At 59.3% G+C, this 17545-nt stretch carries 12 protein-coding genes; 4 read left to right on the top strand and 8 right to left on the bottom strand.

Annotated features, from left to right (window positions below; translation table 11 throughout):
• Nucleotides 1–5: 5 nt before the first annotated feature.
• The 7 genes from EGT36_RS21190 to EGT36_RS21160 all read right to left on the bottom strand — a co-directional run bounded on the left by EGT36_RS21190 (nucleotide 6) and on the right by EGT36_RS21160 (nucleotide 12106).
• Entirely contained in the window at nucleotides 6–1154 is a 1149-nt protein-coding gene (locus EGT36_RS21190; RefSeq protein ID WP_125271012.1) for an alpha-hydroxy acid oxidase, read from the bottom strand.
• 127 nt (nucleotides 1155–1281) lie between these two features.
• Nucleotides 1282–2274: a 2-hydroxyacid dehydrogenase gene (locus EGT36_RS21185; protein ID WP_125271011.1), complete on the bottom strand. Its 993-nt coding sequence runs from the start codon at nucleotides 2272–2274 to the stop codon at nucleotides 1282–1284.
• A gap of 60 nt (nucleotides 2275–2334) precedes the next feature.
• Nucleotides 2335–3957 (bottom strand): ABC-F family ATP-binding cassette domain-containing protein, encoded by a 1623-nt coding sequence (locus EGT36_RS21180; RefSeq protein ID WP_004437328.1) that lies wholly within the window; start codon nucleotides 3955–3957, stop codon nucleotides 2335–2337.
• 124 nt (nucleotides 3958–4081) lie between these two features.
• Entirely contained in the window at nucleotides 4082–5320 is a 1239-nt protein-coding gene (locus EGT36_RS21175) for a vWA domain-containing protein (protein ID WP_037090436.1), read from the bottom strand.
• Nucleotides 5321–5486: 166 nt separating this feature from the next.
• The gene (locus EGT36_RS21170; RefSeq protein ID WP_125271010.1) at nucleotides 5487–6368 is read right to left on the bottom strand and encodes a transglutaminase family protein; all 882 of its coding nucleotides are present in this window, start codon (nucleotides 6366–6368) and stop codon (nucleotides 5487–5489) included.
• Between the two features lie 4 nt (nucleotides 6369–6372).
• Nucleotides 6373–8778, bottom strand: coding sequence for a circularly permuted type 2 ATP-grasp protein (locus EGT36_RS21165; RefSeq protein ID WP_037090438.1), 2406 nt, complete (start codon nucleotides 8776–8778; stop codon nucleotides 6373–6375).
• A gap of 1 nt (nucleotide 8779) precedes the next feature.
• Nucleotides 8780–12106, bottom strand: coding sequence for a transglutaminase family protein (locus EGT36_RS21160; protein ID WP_125271009.1), 3327 nt, complete (start codon nucleotides 12104–12106; stop codon nucleotides 8780–8782).
• Nucleotides 12107–12177: 71 nt separating this feature from the next.
• On the opposite strand from EGT36_RS21160, the gene EGT36_RS30590 reads away from it, so the two are divergent.
• Nucleotides 12178–12441, top strand: a complete 264-nt coding sequence (locus EGT36_RS30590) for a hypothetical protein (RefSeq protein WP_034500309.1) — start codon at nucleotides 12178–12180, stop codon at nucleotides 12439–12441.
• Nucleotides 12398–14209: an ABC transporter ATP-binding protein/permease gene (locus tag EGT36_RS21150; protein ID WP_125271008.1), complete on the top strand. Its 1812-nt coding sequence runs from the start codon at nucleotides 12398–12400 to the stop codon at nucleotides 14207–14209. Before EGT36_RS30590 ends, EGT36_RS21150 begins: the two co-directional genes overlap by 44 nt.
• Nucleotides 14210–14248: 39 nt before the next feature.
• Here EGT36_RS21150 and EGT36_RS21145 read toward each other — a convergent pair whose 3' ends face one another.
• Nucleotides 14249–14443 (bottom strand): hypothetical protein, encoded by a 195-nt coding sequence (locus EGT36_RS21145; protein WP_004437341.1) that lies wholly within the window; start codon nucleotides 14441–14443, stop codon nucleotides 14249–14251.
• 173 nt (nucleotides 14444–14616) lie between these two features.
• Between EGT36_RS21145 and EGT36_RS21140 the strand changes: the two genes are divergently transcribed.
• On the top strand, nucleotides 14617–15006 hold the full coding sequence (locus EGT36_RS21140; protein ID WP_107340838.1) for an acyl-CoA thioesterase: 390 nt from the start codon (nucleotides 14617–14619) through the stop codon (nucleotides 15004–15006).
• 156 nt (nucleotides 15007–15162) lie between these two features.
• Entirely contained in the window at nucleotides 15163–17406 is a 2244-nt protein-coding gene (locus tag EGT36_RS21135; RefSeq protein ID WP_125271007.1) for a polysaccharide deacetylase family protein, read from the top strand.
• Nucleotides 17407–17545: the final 139 nt, after the last annotated feature.

Genomic DNA, 17545 nt, shown 5'->3' with positions numbered 1-17545 from the left:
CTTCCCTAGTCCCGGAACCGAAGGTTGCGGCGGGTCAACTGCTCGACAGTTGTGCAGCCCATCAGCTTCATGCCGCGCTCGATTTCGATACGCATTGTTTCCAAGGCCCTCTCGACCCCCGCCTGGCCTGCAGCGGCAAGCGGGAAAAGATAATAGCGGCCAAGCCCCACGGCTTTTGCCCCCAGAGACAGGGCTTTTAGTACATGGGTGCCACGCTGAATGCCGCCATCCATCATCACGTCAATCCGGTCACCGACCGCATCGACGATCTCGGCCAGCTGGTCGAAAGCGCTGCGGGAACCATCAAGCTGGCGGCCGCCATGATTGGAGAGCACGATGCCGCTGCAGCCGATCTCGACGGCACGCCGGGCGTCGTCCACCGACATGATGCCTTTCAGGCAAAAAGGTCCGCCCCATTCGCGCACCATCTGCTCCACGTCCTCCCAATTCATGGAAGGATCGAGCATTTCGGTGAAATAGCGGCTGATGGAGAGCGCTCCACCGTCCATCTTGATGTGATCGTCGAGTTGCGGCAGGCTGAAGCGCTCATGGGTCAGATAATTGATGCCCCATGCCGGCTTCATGGCAAATTGCGCAATGCCGGAAAGATTGAGCTTGAAGGGAATGGCAAAGCCGGTGCGCTTGTCGCGCTCGCGGTTTCCGCCGGTGATGCTGTCCACCGTCAGCATCATGGTTTCCACACCGGCGCTTTTTGCGCGCGCCATCATATCGCGGTTGAGGCCACGGTCCTTGTGGAAATAAAACTGATAGACCTGTGGCCCGCCGCTGATGCGGCGCGCTTCCTCCAGGCTTGTGGTGCCGAGAGAGGACACGCCGAACATCGTGCCGAATTTGCCGGCCGCCGCAGCAACCGCCCGTTCTCCCTGATGGTGAAAGAGGCGCTGAAGTGCCGTCGGGGAACAATAGACCGGCATTGACAGCTTCTGCCCCATGACGGTGACAGACATATCCACATCGGCAACGCCGCGCAGCACGTCCGGAACCAGATCGCATTTATCGAAGGCGGCCGTGTTTCGTCGATACGTCACCTCGTCATCGGCAGCGCCGTCGATGTAGTTGAAGATCGGTCCGGGAAGACGCTGTTTGGCCATGCAGCGAAAATCGTGGAAATTATAGCAGTCTTTGAGTTGCATCTGTTGCCCGACCGGTCAGCTTTGAAAGCTCGAAAAAGATCGAGTGAACCTATACCGGGTCTCAGGGGCGGGCAATTGCGTCCGGGGCGAATTTTGCAGTTCTCAGGTGGTTAGCGATCCCGGCGACCTAGGTCCTCGAGACGGCATGCAGCGCCCTGCCGGTATCAAGAAAACTCGTAATGTTGGCGATTGTCGTGTCCGCAATGTTTGTGAGTGCTTCCTGTGTGAAGAAACCCTGATGACCGGTCACCAGAACATTGGGAAAGGTCAACAACCGCGCGAAAACGTCATCGCGCAACACGTCATTGGACAGATCCTCGAAAAAGAGATCGGCTTCCTCCTCGTAGACGTCAATGCCGAGGGAACCGATGGTGCCGTCTTTCAATCCGGCAATCGCGGCCTGCGTGTCGATGATGGCGCCGCGGCTGGTATTGATGAGCATTACGCCCTTTTTCAGCAGCGGCAGCGTTTCGCTACGAATGAGATGGCGGGTCTCCGGTGTCAGCGGGCACATCAGTGTGAGTACGTCCGACGCGCGGAACAGCTCCTCTCGCGTGACATAGGTCATGCCCAGCGCCACGCAATCCGGATTCTGCCGGATATCGTGGCCGAGCAGACGGCAGCCGAAGCCGGCCGCGATACGCGTGAAGATCGCTCCGATCTTTCCCGTCCCTACAACACCAACCGTCTTCCCGTGGAGATCGAAGCCAAGCAGCCCGTCAAGTGCGAAATTTCCCTCGCGAACGCGATTATAGGCGCGGTGAATCTTGCGGTTGAGCGACAGGATGAGCGCCATGGTGTGTTCCGCCACCGCATAGGGCGAATAGGCCGGCACGCGCGCAATGGTGAGGCCGAGCTTTTCGGCGGCCTGAAGGTCCACCTGATTGAACCCAGCGCATCGCAGGGCGACAAGTCGCACACCCATTGCCGCAAGTTTCTCGAGCACCGGTCCGGACAGGTCGTCATTGACGAAGGCACAGATCGCCATCGCTCCCTCCGCCAACGCCACCGTTTCGGCAGACAGGCGCGCTTCGCAATATTGCATCTTCATGCCAGGGTGGGCGGCAGCGTCAAGGAACTGCCGGTCATAGGGCTTGGCGCTGTAAACCACGATCCGCATCTGCTTCTCCAGTCTCCAAAAGAAAGCTGCCGTCACAGGGCGGTGCGTTCGGCAGATGGCTCAGCTGTGAAGGCCCGGGGCTTCCTGTCCGGTGCTTTCGACATATTCGGTGTACCCGCCACCATATTGATGGATACCATCGGGCGTCAGTTCCAGAACCCGGTTCGAAAGGGCGGCCAGGAAATGACGGTCATGCGAAACGAACAGCATCGTGCCTTCATAATCCGAAAGGGCCTTGATCAGCATTTCCTTGGTGTCGAGATCGAGATGGTTGGTCGGCTCATCCAGCACGAGGAAATTCGGCGGATCGAACAGCATGGCAGCCATGACGAGACGGGCCTTTTCCCCGCCGGAAAGAACGCGGCAACGTTTTTCCACGTCGTCGCCGGAAAAACCGAAACAGCCGGCAAGGGCGCGCAACGGCGCCTGCCCCGCCTTCGGAAAGCGCTCTTCCAGCCATTCCAGGATGGTGCTGTCACCGTCAAGAACATCCATGGCGTGCTGGGCGAAGTAACCGAGCTTGACGCTGGCGCCGAGGGTAACCTTGCCGGAATCCGGTTCCGCCGTGCCGGTCACGAGCTTCAACAGCGTTGATTTTCCTGCACCATTGACGCCCATGATGCACCAGCGTTCCTTGCGCCGCACCATGAAGTCGAGATCGCCATAAATGGTGCGGCTGCCATAGGCCTTGTTCACCTTCTTCAGCGCCACGACATCCTCACCCGAGCGGGGCGCCGGCGCGAACTCGAAAGCAACAGTCTGGCGCCGGCGTGGCGGCTCGACGCGATCAATCTTGTCGAGTTTCTTCACGCGGCTCTGCACCTGCGCGGCATGCGAGGCGCGCGCCTTGAAACGTTCGATGAACTTGATTTCCTTGGCGAGCATGGCCTGCTGGCGTTCAAACTGTGCCTGCTGCTGCTTTTCATTCTGCGCGCGCTGCTGTTCGTAAAAGCCGTAGTCGCCGGAATAGGTGGTGAGACTCCCGCCGTCGATTTCGATGATCTTGTTGACGATGCGGTTCATGAATTCCCGGTCGTGCGAGGTCATCAGCAGCGCGCCGTCATAATTCTTCAGGAAATCCTCAAGCCAGATCAGGCTTTCAAGATCGAGATGGTTGGAGGGTTCGTCAAGCAGCATCACGTCCGGCCGCATCAAAAGGATGCGGGCAAGCGCGACGCGCATCTTCCAGCCGCCGGAAAGCTTGGAAACATCGCCGTCCATCATCTCCTGGCTGAAGCTCAACCCGTCCAGCACCTCACGCGCACGGCCTTCCAGCGCGTAACCATCAAGCTCTTCGTACCGCGCCTGCACTTCGCCGTAACGTTCGATGATGGCGTCCATCTCGTCCATCCGGTCGGGATCGGACATTGCGGCTTCCAGTTCCCGAAGCTCCGCCGCGACCTCGCTGACCGGGCCTGCACCCTCCATAACCTCGGCTACGGCAGAGCGGCCGGACATTTCACCGACATCCTGATCGAAATAGCCGACCGTCATGCCCTTTTCGACGACGATCTGACCCTCGTCCGGCTGCTCCTCGCCGGTGATCATCCGGAAAAGCGTTGTCTTGCCGGCACCGTTCGGACCGACAAGGCCGATCTTCTCACCGCGATTGAGCGCGGCGGAGGCCTCGATATAGAGAATGCGGTGACTGTTCGACTTGCTGATGTTTTCGATGCGGATCATGACAGGGCCTGTGAATGGGAGCGGCCCTCCTATGCCACGGGCCGCCGCCGCTGTCACCTGCCGCACATGTTCTGTCAGCCATGCAACGGACAAGGCGCTCCGGCACGGCGGCGCCGGAAGCCGATCAGTTGGTGAGCGTGGCTATGCTGCCCGCAGCCTTGCGGGCGATTTCTCCAAAGGCTGTTACGATCTGCTCCATGTTTTCAGGGGCGTAATAATTGTCAGCGCTCGATGCGCAATATTGCAGCAGCGCCTTGCCCTTGTCCGGCGCCATGAAGGCGACGCTGAAAATCTTGATTCCATCTTTCTTGGCAGTCTCGCAGGTGGTGCGCACCGACTGGTCGATGCTGGAATTCCACGAGGCGCTGTTTCCCGTCATTTCGCCATCGGTCATCAGAACAATATAGCGCTCGAAGGATTCGTTCCCCTGCGTTTTATGTGCCTTCGCCTCGTCGGGATTGGCTTTCTTGAGTGCGTTATAGGCGGCGTTCAGGCTGCTGCGGGCATCCGTGCCGCCGGTGGGAAATTCCGGAATCTGTTTGTCCACATAGCTGACAACACTGCTCGTGCCCCAGCTGAGGGGCTGGACGGCATAGGTCTCGTGCGTATAGACCGAGGCACCTGTCCGCACCAGTTGCGAACTGCCGTTGGCAGTGTAAGTCGGGTCGGCCTTGTTCAATGTGGCGACGAGAAATCCGACCGCGGTTTTGAGCGACGTGGCCTTGTTGACATAGCAGGGGGATGTCTTTCCCAGATTGGGATATTTACCCCAATTATCAGCCGTGTAGTTCTGGCATGACGTTTTTTTGGTATCGATTGTATCCGTCTTGAACGACATCGAGCCGGAACGATCTAGCGCCAGATACATGGAGATTGGAGCACCCTTGTTGACGGTGCTCTTTGCGGTGCCGGTTACCGAAAGATCGAGTGTTTTTGCGCCAATGAACCCGAGCAGCGGATTGAGCTGAACCTTGTGGTTGATCGTGGTTTCGATCGTGTAGGTCTTGCCGCGGGCATTTTCCGTCGTCGTAATGCTGGTTGGAGAATTCTCCTCCAGTTTCTTCTTTTCTTCTTCGGTCAGGCTTTTTTCCATCTGCGCGGCAATGAAGCCCTTGGCGATTTCCTTGATCTGCTCATCCGTCAGATCGCCCTTTTTCAGCCGCGCCTCGGTTGCCGCCGCAAGGGCGGCTGAATCCGCAGTGTTCTGCATGTCCGCTTTCACCTGCATCACATTCGCCAACTCCATGCCGGCACCGGCAAAACCGAGCAAGACAGGCAGTAGGATTGCCGTCATGATGCCGAAATTGCCGCTCTTATCGGTCAGGAAACGGCGCTTCAATTTGTCAGGTGCGGAGGCGGTCATAGGGGGGCTCACCGATTAGAATATTCGACTGAGCGCAGGAAACCCGCAAACGATGTAAAATCCGCTAAGGTGATCGGTTCAATTTTACGCAGTGGTCAAATTGACGCAGCTTTCAAAGTATTTTCAAGAATTGTCGTCGCGAAGGTCTGGAATAATACACGTTGTGTCATTGCTGGAGGGGGATCACGTCGACCGCCTGTTTTATCTGCTGGTTGCCGTAGCTCTTCAATACCCCGATAACGGGGGCGACATCGGAATAATCCCTGCCATAACCGACGACGATATGGTCGCTCCCCGCCACGATGTCGTTGGTGGGATCGAGCTCCAGATAACCGGCAGCCTCGCCGCACCAGATGCGCACCCAGGCGTGCATTGCATCGGCGCCTTCAAGCCGTTCCTTGCCGGGCGGAGGAATGGTTCGCAGGAAACCGCTGACATAACCGGCGGGAATGCCGAGGCTGCGCAAGGCCATGATCATGATATGCGAAAAATCCTGGCACACGCCGCGCTTTAGTTTGAAGGCTTCCGCAGGTGTCGTATCAACGGTCGTCGCCTCGCCGTCATAGCTGAAGTCCTTATGGATCCGTTTGCACAGAGAGAGCGCAATTTCGCGAATGGTCATTCCGCGCTTCAGCACTTCCCGGGCATAGGCGGATATCGCCGTGTCCATTCCGATCCTTGGACTAGCGCCGATAAAGTGGTGCGGTGACTGGAAATCGAGCGACCACACGCCGGCGAGGTCCTGCGGCAGGCGGGAAAGCTCGGGCGAAAAATCCGCCGTCAATGCCGGGGCTTCCACCATCACTCGCGCCTGCATGCGAATATCGAGCTTTTCATGCGGTGCGCGCAGATGCACCGATGTTGCCGAGAGATGAAAGAAATCCTCGAAGACGGCCCGTTCTTCCGGCGTCGGCGAAACGTCGATGGAGCCGGCGACAAGCCGCTGTCGACCCGGGATGGAGAGCGGCAGGACGCGGATGATGTGGCGCGCGCCATGGGCCGGCGTGTCGTAGGTGTAACCCATATGCAGGGAAAGATCATAGAGCATAGGATTATCCGAGATAGGTCCGGGCCAGAACATCGGAAAGATGCTCCATGTCGGTTTCGAGCTGGCGGTAGATCGCGCCATTCATGTTTTCCGGCGTCATGACCGCCAACCCGGAATGCAGACGCATCGCCTCGCGGTAGAAGGGCGACATCTGGCCGTTGACGAAGGCGTTTGGAAGCTGCTCCACCTCGGTGCGGATCTCGTTCAGCTGAAACAGGATCGAGCGGGGATTGAGCGGGTCGAGTGCCAGAAGATCGGTCACGGTCAGACCTGCCGTATTGACGTTATACCGCCGGCGATGGGTCATGACGCTGTCGCCGATTTCAAGCAGCATGTCATAGGATCCATCTGGCGCGTCCGGGCCGGTCATATGGCCGAGAAGACGCGTCATATGCAGTCCACGTTCGAGATAACGGCCGATCGACAGGAAACGCCAGCCGGTAAAGCGATACATGTTTTCGTGCACCAGGCCGGCAAAGCCCGCAAGCTTGCGCAAGAGGACCGTCATGGCATGGGTCGCGTCGTCGCCGGGAGCCACTTTCGCGTGGAAACGGCGGGCCGTCTTGGCAAGGTCGTTCAGCGCCAGCCATCCGTCCGGCGAAAAGCGGTCACGAATGTTGCTGGCGGAATAAAGCGCGCTGTTGATGTTGGTAAGCAGGCTTTCCGGCACGGCATCGTTCATCTCCACATCAAGCGCTTCGAGATACCGCGTGACATGCGCGAGCAGCGGCTGGCGCGGATCAGCGGATTCGGCATAACGCCCATGCCAGGCGCGAAGGATGCGCAAGGCGCCTTCAGAGCGCTCGATGTAACGACCCAGCCAGAAGAGATTGTCGGCCGCGCGGCTTGGCAGGCTGCCCGGCATGTTGCGGGTGAAGCTCTCTTCCGCCGGCAGAAGCGTGGTGCGCTCCACCGGTCTGTCGCTGACGATCCAGACATCAGCCGCGCTTCCGCCCGATTGCATGGCGATGGCGGACACGTCGTCACCGCTGCCGATCCGGGCAAAGCCACCCGGCATGATCTGCCAGCCATCCTGGGTGCGGGCGGCAAATACACGAAGGCTCATCGGGCGCGGCACGAGCTTGTTGTCGATATAGGCCGGGGTGGTTGAAAGCTTCACCACTTCCTGGCCCACCAGCCTGTGGCCATCGGAGGCAAGCCAGTCGCTGATCGATTCCTTTGCAGTTTCTCTCAGGGAAGAGCCAAGCACGGACTGGCCGTTATCGTCGAAGAACGGAAGCCGGGAATAGGCCGGGCCAATGACCATGCCTTCGATATTGCCGGCGACGTGACGGCGTTCAGCCTCCTGTCCGCACCACCAGGTGGCGATGGACGGCAATTTCAGTTCTTCGCCGAGAATGTGGCGGCAGATGCGCGGCATGAAGGCAAGCAGCGCCCGCGTTTCCAGAATTCCGCTGCCGAGCGCGTTGACGATGGTGAGCGCTTCATTGCGCAATGCCTGTACCATGCCCGGCGTGCCGATATGGGATTGCTGGTTGAGCTCCAGCGGATCGGAATAGGATGCGTCGAGACGCCGCCAGAGGACGCCGATCGGCTTCAACCCGGCAACCGTTCTGACCATGACGCGGCCATTGACAACGGTCAGGTCTTCGCCCTCCAGCAGCATGAAGCCAAGATAACGGGCGATATAGGCGTGTTCGAAATAGGTCTCGTTGGCCGGGCCGGGCGTTAACACGGCGATCCGGTCGTCAGGGTGTTTTCTTTGCGCCTGCAGCGTGTCGCGGAAAGCACCAAAAAACGAGGCCAGACGGTGAACATGGGTTTCGGCATAGATGTCGGAGAGCGCACGCGTGGTCGCCACCCGGTTTTCGAGCGCGAAACCCGCACCGGAGGGCGCCTGCGTCCTGTCGGCCAGCACCCACCAGTTGCCATCTGGCCCACGCCCGATCTCGAAGGAACAGAAATGCAGGTAATGACCGCTTGCCGGCTTTACGCCGACCATGGGGCGCAGATATTCGGGATTGGAGGCAATCAGCGCCGGCGGCACATAACCTTCCTTCACCAGTCGGTTTTCGCCGTAAAAATCGGCGACCATGGCTTCCAGAAGATTGGCGCGCTGCTTCAACCCCTCGGCAAGAACCGTCCATTCCCGGTCGTCGATCAGCACCGGAATATGGGAGATCGGCCAGTTTCTTTCGCTGCTGCCCTTGCCGTAATCGCGGTAGAACACGCCGGCATCGCGCAGATAGCGGTCAGTGCGGGCAAAACGCTCATGCAGCTCCCGCTCAGACATGCGCGAGAGGGCCTCGAGCAGGGTCTTCCAGACCGGTCTCACCGCGCCGTTATTATCGAGCATTTCGTCGGCAACGCCAGGCAAGGGCGAATATTCAAGCCCGCTTGGTCGCGCGCTCGTTTCCGTCTTGCGTTCCGTTGCCGGGGCTTTGGACAATTTATACTCCGTAAGGCCGGCGCAGATCGAGCGTCAGCGGAAATTCTGGCGACACGGTTTCCGCCCGAAGCGGATATTGCCCTGCCGTATGCCCCCATGGTTCGAAACGGGCGAGGCGGCGTGCCTCCGCCTCATTGCCGTTGACGGGAAATGTCTCGTAATTGCGCCCGCCCGGATGAGCAACATGATAGATGCATCCGCCGATCGATCGCCTCGACCATGTATCATAAATGTCAAAGGTCAAGGGTGAATTGACGGGCAGCACGGGATGCAGGCCGGAAGCGGGCTGCCATGCCTTGAAGCGGACGCCGGCAACTGCGACGCTGCGGCTTTCCGTCGGAGTCAGCGGAACGGCGCGGCCGTTGCAGGCCACCGCGTAGCGGGCGGGATTGGACGTTTCGAGCCGCACCTGCAGGCGCTCGACGGAGCTGTCGACATAACGCACGGTGCCGCCGATGGCGCCCTGTTCGCCCATCACATGCCAAGGTTCCAGCGCCTGGCGCAATTCCAGCTTTGATCCTTCATATTCCACCTCCCCGAAGAAGGGGAAACGGAACTCCTGCTGGGCGGTGAACCATTCGGGCTTCAGGTCGAAACCGTTTTCCCTGAGGTCTGCAAGCACATCCAGGAAATCCGCCCAGATATAATGCGGTAGCATGAAACGATCGGCGAGTGCCGTGCCCCAGCGCACGAATTTGCCGACGGCCGGGTTTTTCCAGAAACGCGCGATGAGAGCACGCACCAGCAACTGCTGGGCAAGCGACATGCGCGCATTCGGCGGCATTTCGAAACCGCGAAATTCCACCAGCCCGAGGCGGCCGGTCGGTCCATCAGGCGAAAACAGCTTGTCGATGCAGATTTCGGCGCGGTGGGTATTGCCCGTTACATCCGTCAGGAGATTGCGGAACAGGCGGTCAACCAGCCATGGCAAGGGCGGAACGCCTTCACCGGGCAGCGGCACCTGCGCAAGCGCGATCTCCAGTTCGTAGAGACTGTCGTGCCGGGCTTCGTCGATACGTGGCGCCTGGCTTGTCGGGCCGATGAAGAGCCCTGAGAAGAGATAGGAAAGCGAGGGGTGCCGCTGCCAGTGCAGCACAAGACTTTTCAGAAGATCGGGTCGGCGCAGGAATGGGCTGTCATTGGGATTGGCGCCGCCCACCACCACATGGTTGCCGCCGCCGGTGCCGGTATGACGGCCATCGATCATGAATTTGTCGGCACCGAGACGTGACTGGCGCGCCTCTTCGTAGACTGCGGTGGTAATGTCGACACAGTCCTTCCAGCTTGAAGCGGGGTGGATGTTGACCTCTATCACACCGGGATCGGGCGCGACGCGGATTACATTGATACGCTCATCATGCGGCGGCGCATAACCCTCTATGTGGACTGGCAATCCAAGCTCGGCGGCAGCCGCCTCCGCTGCTGCAATCAGCTCGAGATAGTCCTCGATGCGTTCCACTGGCGGGATGAAGACGCAGAGCCTGCCATCACGCGGTTCCACCGACATGGCGGTGCGCACCGCGCCGCCGATTTCGCCGATCGTCTGCTCTACGCGTTCCTGCCCCGCGGCTTCGCTGGCATGGAAAGAAGCTTCGGGCATGGCGCGGCCCGATGGCGTGAAGACGTCGGGAAGCGGACCGCGAGGGATCGAGGGGTCGGCCTCGTGAATATAGGGATAGGCGGATGGCGGCACATAGGGCAGCGTGCCGAGTGGCAGGCGGTAACCCACCGGGCTGTCACCCGGAACGAGGAATATTTTACCGCGCCGCGTCTTCCATTTTTCGCTGATCCAGCGCTTGCCGGCGGCGCGCGCATTCCACGCCTGAACGGGAAGAATATAGCCGGTCGGTGTCGTCAGTCCCCGCTCGAAGACGCGGGCTATGCGGTTTCGCTCCTCCGGGTCCTTCAGCTTGGAATTTGACGGGTCAACATTGTCGGGAAGGCTGCCTTCCTTGATGATCCATTCCGCCGGATCCTCATAGGCCGGCAGCACCAGCTCCCGTTCGATGCCGAGATGGGAGGCGATGCCGCCCAGCAGTTTCTGCGCGTCTTCCGCCTTTGCGCCGGTATTCGCGCCCTCCTCGGCGATAAGCGCCGGGTTCTGCCAGATTGGCAGGCCATCCTTGCGCCAATAAAGCGAGAACGTCCAGCGCGGCAGGCTTTCGCCCGGATACCATTTTCCCTGGCCGTAATGCAAAAACCCACCCGGTGCGAAACGCTCGCGCAGGCGGCGGATCAGAAGGTCGGCCTTTTCGCGCTTTGTTGGCCCCACCGCACCGGTGTTCCACTCATCGGATTCGAAATCGTCGATGGAAACGAAGGTCGGTTCGCCGCCCATGGTCAACCGGACATCATGGGTATTCAGAACCTCATCGACCTCCTGGCCGAGCGCATTGAGTTCGTCCCAGCTTTCGTCCGAAAAAGGCTTGGTGATGCGCGGCGTCTCGGCAACCCGCCGGACCTGCATGTCGAAGGCGAATTCCGTGTTGGCATGGCCGTAATAGCCGCCGGAAATAGGCGCGGCGTTGCGGTAATGCGGTGTTGCCGCCAATGGAATATGGCTCTCGCCGGTCAATAGACCGGACGTGGGGTCGAGGCCGATCCAGCCCGCACCCGGCATATAAACCTCGGCCCATGCGTGCAGATCGGTGAAGTCCACCTCGGTGCCGGATGGGCCGTCCAGCGCCTTGAGGTCCGGTGTCAACTGGATGAGATATCCCGACACGAAACGGGCAGCGAGGCCAAGATGCCTCAGGACCTGCGCGAGCAGCCAGCTGGTATCGCGGCAGGACCCCTTGCCGGAAGCAAGCGTCTCCTCAGGTGTCTGGACGCCGGGTTCCATGCGGATGACGTAACCGATCTCCTGCTGCAGGCGGGCGTTGAGGCCGACGACCATGTCCACCGTCTGTTGACCTGGAGTGCGGTCGACAGTGGCCATGAAGGCGGCGAGCAGAGGACCGGTCGGTTCCGGCTTCATGTAGATGGAGAGATCGTCGCGCAGTTCCTGCGGATAGTCGAAGGGCCACTTTGTCGCCTCTTCCTCCACAAAGAAATCGAACGGATTATAAACCGTCATATCGGCGACAAGATCGACCTCGATCTTGAATTCACTCACCGGTTCCGGAAAAACGAAGCGGGCAAGGTAATTACCGTAGGGATCCTGCTGAAGGTTCACGAAGTGATTGGAGGGTGAAACCTTGAGAGAATGGCTGATGACGCTGGTTCTGGAATGTGAGGCGGGCTTCAGTCTGATGATCTGTGGTCCAAGGCGAACCGGATTGTCATATTTATAATGCGTCAGATGATAGATGCTCGCTTTGATCGCCATTAATCTGCCTTGCCCGGTTTTCCGGCTTATGCGGTTTGTCCGCCCCTCTGAAATTACTCGGATTTTGTGCAATGCAGGAAAAGAAAGCAAGGATCATTTCCTGGGGCAATCGCATTGTTGGTCGAAGCCGCTTCATTTGCCTGCACGAAGAATTGCGCGGGCTTTCAGGTTGTCGCCGCGGAGATTTCGCCGGCATTGTGGACATGGTCGAACGGCGTGTTATTGCTTGGCATCGAAAGGCGCAGAATCGCGACCGGCTTTCTTTGCCCACTGACGTTTCGGAATGGATGAATGGCAACATCGGTAAGCGACGATCAGCGCAAGGGCGCGGCTAACCTTTCGGGCTTCGATCTCGATTTTCCGGCTCAGCTGCGCGTGATGGGGCGCGCCTTCTGGACATCGCCGGTGCGCAACCGTCTGATCTTGCTGTCGATGGCCCTTCTCACGGTGATATTGCTGACGGCCTACGGGCAGATCAGGCTCAATGAATGGAATGCGCCGTTTTATAACGCGCTGGAACGGCGCGATCTCGACGCCTTCCTTCATCAGCTCGAGGTTTTCGCGGTCATCGCCGGGCTGTTGCTGCTCCTCAACGTCATTCAGACCTGGCTCAACCAGATGACGGCGCTTAACATGCGCGAGGGTCTTGCCAAGGATATGGTGGACCAGTGGCTGAAGCCGGGTCGCGCCGCCCGCCTCGCCAGTTTCGGTACGATAGCCATCAATCCGGACCAGCGGCTCCATGACGATGTCCGCAACCTCGCCGAAAGCAGTACGGCGCTTTCGATCGGTCTTGTGAACGCGACGATCCTGCTTGTCAGCTTTATCGGCGTTCTCTGGTCGCTCTCGGCGGGCTTTGCCATTACCATCAGCGGCGATACCTATGCTATCCCCGGCTATATGGTCTGGGCGGCAATCCTTTATGCCGGTTCCGCTTCCCTGCTCAGCAACCTCGTCGGTTATCGGCTGGTGGGGCTAAACGCGGAGCGTTATTCCAAAGAGGCTGAGCTTCGCTTTTCGTTAATGCGGGCCAGCGAAAATCTTGCCGCCATTGCCCTTGCGCGTGGCGAAAAAAATGAGAGGCGGCGGATTGGCGTCGATATCGATGCCGTCCTCGGTGTCATCCGGGGACTCGCCATGGCGCTGACACATCTGACCTGGGTCTCGGCGGGATATGGCTGGCTGGCGGTGGTGGCGCCGATCCTGATCGCGGCTCCGGTCTATTTTTCCGGCAATCTCACTTTCGGCGGGCTGATGATGGCGGTCGGCGCCTTCAATCAGGTGAATACGGCGCTACGCTGGTATATCGACAATTTCGGGCCGATCGCCAGCTGGAAGGCGACGTTGCAGCGTGTCTCCGTGTTCCGGAACGCTTTGATCCAGATGGACAGCGTGGAACAGCACGGCCTGACGATCGATCTGCAACGCAGTGCGGAAAATGACAGAATCCGTCTTCAGTCGGTTACGATCTGCCGCGATGCGGGCGGGCAGGATATTGAGCGCGGATTCATGCTGCATGAGGCGGATGTCGAGGTCGGGCCGGGCGAACGGCTGATGATCAATGGCGAGCAAGGTGTGAACCGGCGGCTTTTGTTCGCAGCTATGGCGGGGCTGTGGCCCTGGGGCCAGGGCAGGATAGAGATGCCGGATCAAACCGACACGCTTTTCATTGCTCAGCACGGTTATCTGCCGGCAGGAACGCTGCGCGAAATCATGGCTTATCCGCGTGCACCCCAGCGCTTTGCGGATGAGGATTATGTTTCGGCGCTCGCCGCATCGGGTCTCGGCGAGATGGCCTCTCGTCTTGATGAAAACATCCGTTGGGACAAAAAACTGGATTCGGACGAACAGGCCAGCATCCGGGTTGCCAATGCGCTGTTGCTGAAACCGAAATTCATCGTCATTGACGATCTGCTGGAAGGCTTGGAAAAACAGACGCAGGACACGCTGGCCGGGGTTTTGAACGGGATCGAGGGCGCGGCGATTGTTTATATCGGCCGGTCCGAGACTTTTCTGTCGATTCTTTCTCCGGCGGTCGCCCATCTAGACCACGTCTCCCAGAGGGACAGGACGGACAGGCGCGATGGCGGCGCCTCTCAATAGCTCAATGGTCGTGCTGCCGGAGGTGCCGATCGAGGCGTATCAGAGCCGCAAATGCCATTTTTCAGAGTTGAGCCGCTGTTGTTTGGCGATACTTATGGTGTTGTTCGGCTCCACCTGTGAGCGGAAAGCCAGTGTACCTGTTGCCAGGCTGATGGCGACAACGCTAGCGACCGCCAGAACTATACGATCGTAACGCTGCTGTATCGTGTTGTTTCCACTCCAGTCATAGGCCATTTGTACGCCCCCGCGCTTTTTTTGAATCGTGCCCCATCATGGTTAACCGAAGCTTACGAGACCCTGTGATTCCTTGCGGTTTTGGAAGGGCTGCCGCGACAAATCGGCTATTGGCGGAAGGGGTGCGGTTGTTTAAGTCCGGCAGCGGGAGGTTTGTGAAAGGAATTTGACAGATGGATCAGCAGCCGCCCGCCGATATGGAACTGACGCTCAGAACGCTTGCCATGCCTGCCGACGCCAATCCGGCCGGTGATATTTTCGGCGGCTGGGTCATGTCGCAGATGGACCTTGCCGCTTTCGTCCGCGCCAATGATGTGGCCGGGGGCCGAACCGTAACCGTCGCAGTCAACGAGATCGTCTTCAAGAAGCCGGTCAAGATCGGTGATACATTGTGCGTCTATACCCGCATCGAAAAGATTGGCCGCACCTCCGTCACGCTGAAGATCGAAGCCTGGACGCGCCGGCACTATCGGGATTCGCGTGAAAAGGTGACGGAGGCCGTCTTCATCATGGTCGCCGTCGATGAGAACGGTGAGCCGCGCCCGGTTCGGAAAGACGCGTGAGGCGTTGATTTTCCTTCCGGATGCTGTCCGGGGCGCATCGTGGAAGGACTGGCAGCGCAAGCGCCTTGGCCTTTCCGCGACCCCCATATTTCGGAAATATCGAATTTATTTATCAATTTTTGCGATCAAGATATGGAGTAGGACGGGGATCAGGCTTTGACCATTCCAGGTGTTGTTATTGTCGGCGGCGCTCATGGCACGCTCGCCCTCGCGCGCAGCCTCGGGGCCCTGAATGTGCCTGTTTATTACCTCACCCATGACTCACCCCTGCCTAGCTGGTCGCGTTTCGTGCGGGAGACAATACGCTGGGCCGGTCCGCACGACGCAGGGGCAATGTCTTTCCTGCGGCAGATGGCCGACAGGCATCATCTCAAGGGTTCGCTGCTGGTCCCATCCGGCGATGGTGAGGTTCAGCTCGTTTCGCAGCATCACGATGAACTTTCGGCTCTCTACAAGATCGTTCTGCCGGACTGGGCGGCGCTGCAATGGCTGTGCGAAAAACCGCTTCTATACAGGCGTGCGGCGGAACTCGGCGTCAGCATTCCCAGGACCTATGCGCTGGCATCAGCCGCTGATATCGATGCGCTTGACGTGCTGTTTCCCGTCATTCTCAAGCCAAATATGGGCGGCGGCGATACTGCGATTGCCCGCGCCAAGGTCGTCCGCTCCGAAGATCGGCAGGCCCTGAAAGCCGCCTTTGCCGAGGCCAGCGAAGAGATCGGCGCCGGCAATGTGGTGGTGCAGGAACTCATTCCAGGTGGCGGACGAAACCAGTTCTCCTATGCTGCCCTGTGGCTGAACGGAGAACCAGTGGCGGAATTCACCGCCCGGCGCATCCGTCAGTATCCCGTCGATTTCGGTTACACCAGCACTCGGGTCGAGATTGTCGACAACCCGTCGGCGATCGATGCCGCCCGGACAATATTGAGGTCCGCCGGTCATAGCGGACTGGTCGAGGTGGAATTCAAGTTCGATGACCGGGACGGGACGCTGAAACTTCTCGATGTGAATCCGCGTCCGTGGTCGTGGTTCGGCCTCTGTTCTGCTGCCGGCATTGATCTTGGCGCATTGTTATGGCGTGCCGCCAACGACGAGCCGACCGGCGAGCCGGTCAAGCCCCGCAACGGCACGTCGTGGTCCTATCTCGTTCGTGATCTTGTTGCCGCATTTACCCTGGGACGGAGAGGTGAGGTGCGGGCTGCCGACTATCTTGCGTCCCTCGCCAAGGTCCGCAGTTGGGCTGCATTTGCGCTGAATGACCCGCTGCCGGGCCTGATCGACCTGCCGCTCACAGCCTTCAGGGTGTTGAAAAAGCGGATATTACCCGGCCTGTCGTCGCGACAACCCGCGGGACTTTTGCTGCAGCCGGTAAAACGCCTTGTGAAATACACCGTCATAAGGGCCGGGCTGGAGGTGAGTTCCCTTCCGGCTGTCCGCTCGGCATTCCCTTCGCTTGCCGGGCGAGGTGTCATCTTCACGCTTCACCACGTGCGTCCGGGCGGCGCTGTTTCGGCTTTCGCGCCCAATGTACAATTGTCCGTCACGCCGGAGTTCCTCGAAGAGGCCATACAGGCGGCGCTCGAATCGGGTCTCGTTCCCGTTCACCTGCATGATCTTCCGGCACTGCTTGCCGGCAGCGGAGAAGACCGGTCGTTTTGTGCCTTCACGCTTGATGATGGCTATCGCAACAACGCAGACTACGCCGCGCCGATCTTTCGCAAATATGGCGTTCCCTACACGATCTTCATCACGCCCGGTTTTGTCGAGCGTACACGCGGCCTGTGGTGGGAGACCGCCGCCGCCTTGACGCAGAAGGCGGCGTCGTTCGATTTCGATTTCGGGGCAGGGCCGGAGCACGTGACATGCGGAACGCCCCTGCAAAAAGCGGATGCATTCGCGCGGCTGGAAAATTTTGTCCAAAGTGCCGCCGAAGATGAAGCGGTGGAGAGGATCGATCGCGCCGCTCGACAGTGTGGCATCGATCCGGTTGCCATCGTGGACGAGCTCATCATGGATGCGGCAGAACTCAGGGCGCTGTCGGAGGATCCTCTGGTGCATCTCGGCGCCCATACCATGACCCATGTGAATATGCGCAAGATCGACGCTGAGCGCCTGGCTTACGAGATTGCGGAATCGAAGCGCCGGGTAGAGGAATATGCGGGCCATACACCGCGCTCCTTTTCTTATCCCTATGGTTGGACGAAAGCGGTGGGCGAGCGCGAGGCGAAGGCGGTATCGGACGCAGGGTTTTCCGCGGCAGTCACCACACAGGCGGGGGTTCTCGGCCTCGGCAGTCTCGAAAAGCCCACACTCTTGCCGCGTGTTTCACTGAACGGCCGCTTTCAGAAAAAGCGCTTCGTCAATGCCCTTATCTCCGGTCTGCCTTTCCGCTTCGTTTAGCGACGCGAGGGTTCGTCATCCTTGCTGGCACCCGCTACCGGTGGGCATGGCTGATCTTGCTTTCCATTTCTCTCCGGCGACTTGAAAGGTCCGTGCGATCAATTTTGTTATTCACATCTCTTTATCTATTGAATATAAA

Origin of the sequence: Agrobacterium sp. FDAARGOS_525 (assembly GCF_003938925.1) — a bacterium.
Classification (GTDB): domain Bacteria; phylum Pseudomonadota; class Alphaproteobacteria; order Rhizobiales; family Rhizobiaceae; genus Agrobacterium; species Agrobacterium pusense.
Note: the sequence above shows the minus strand (reverse complement) of the source record. Positions and strands in the feature narration are given on the sequence as shown.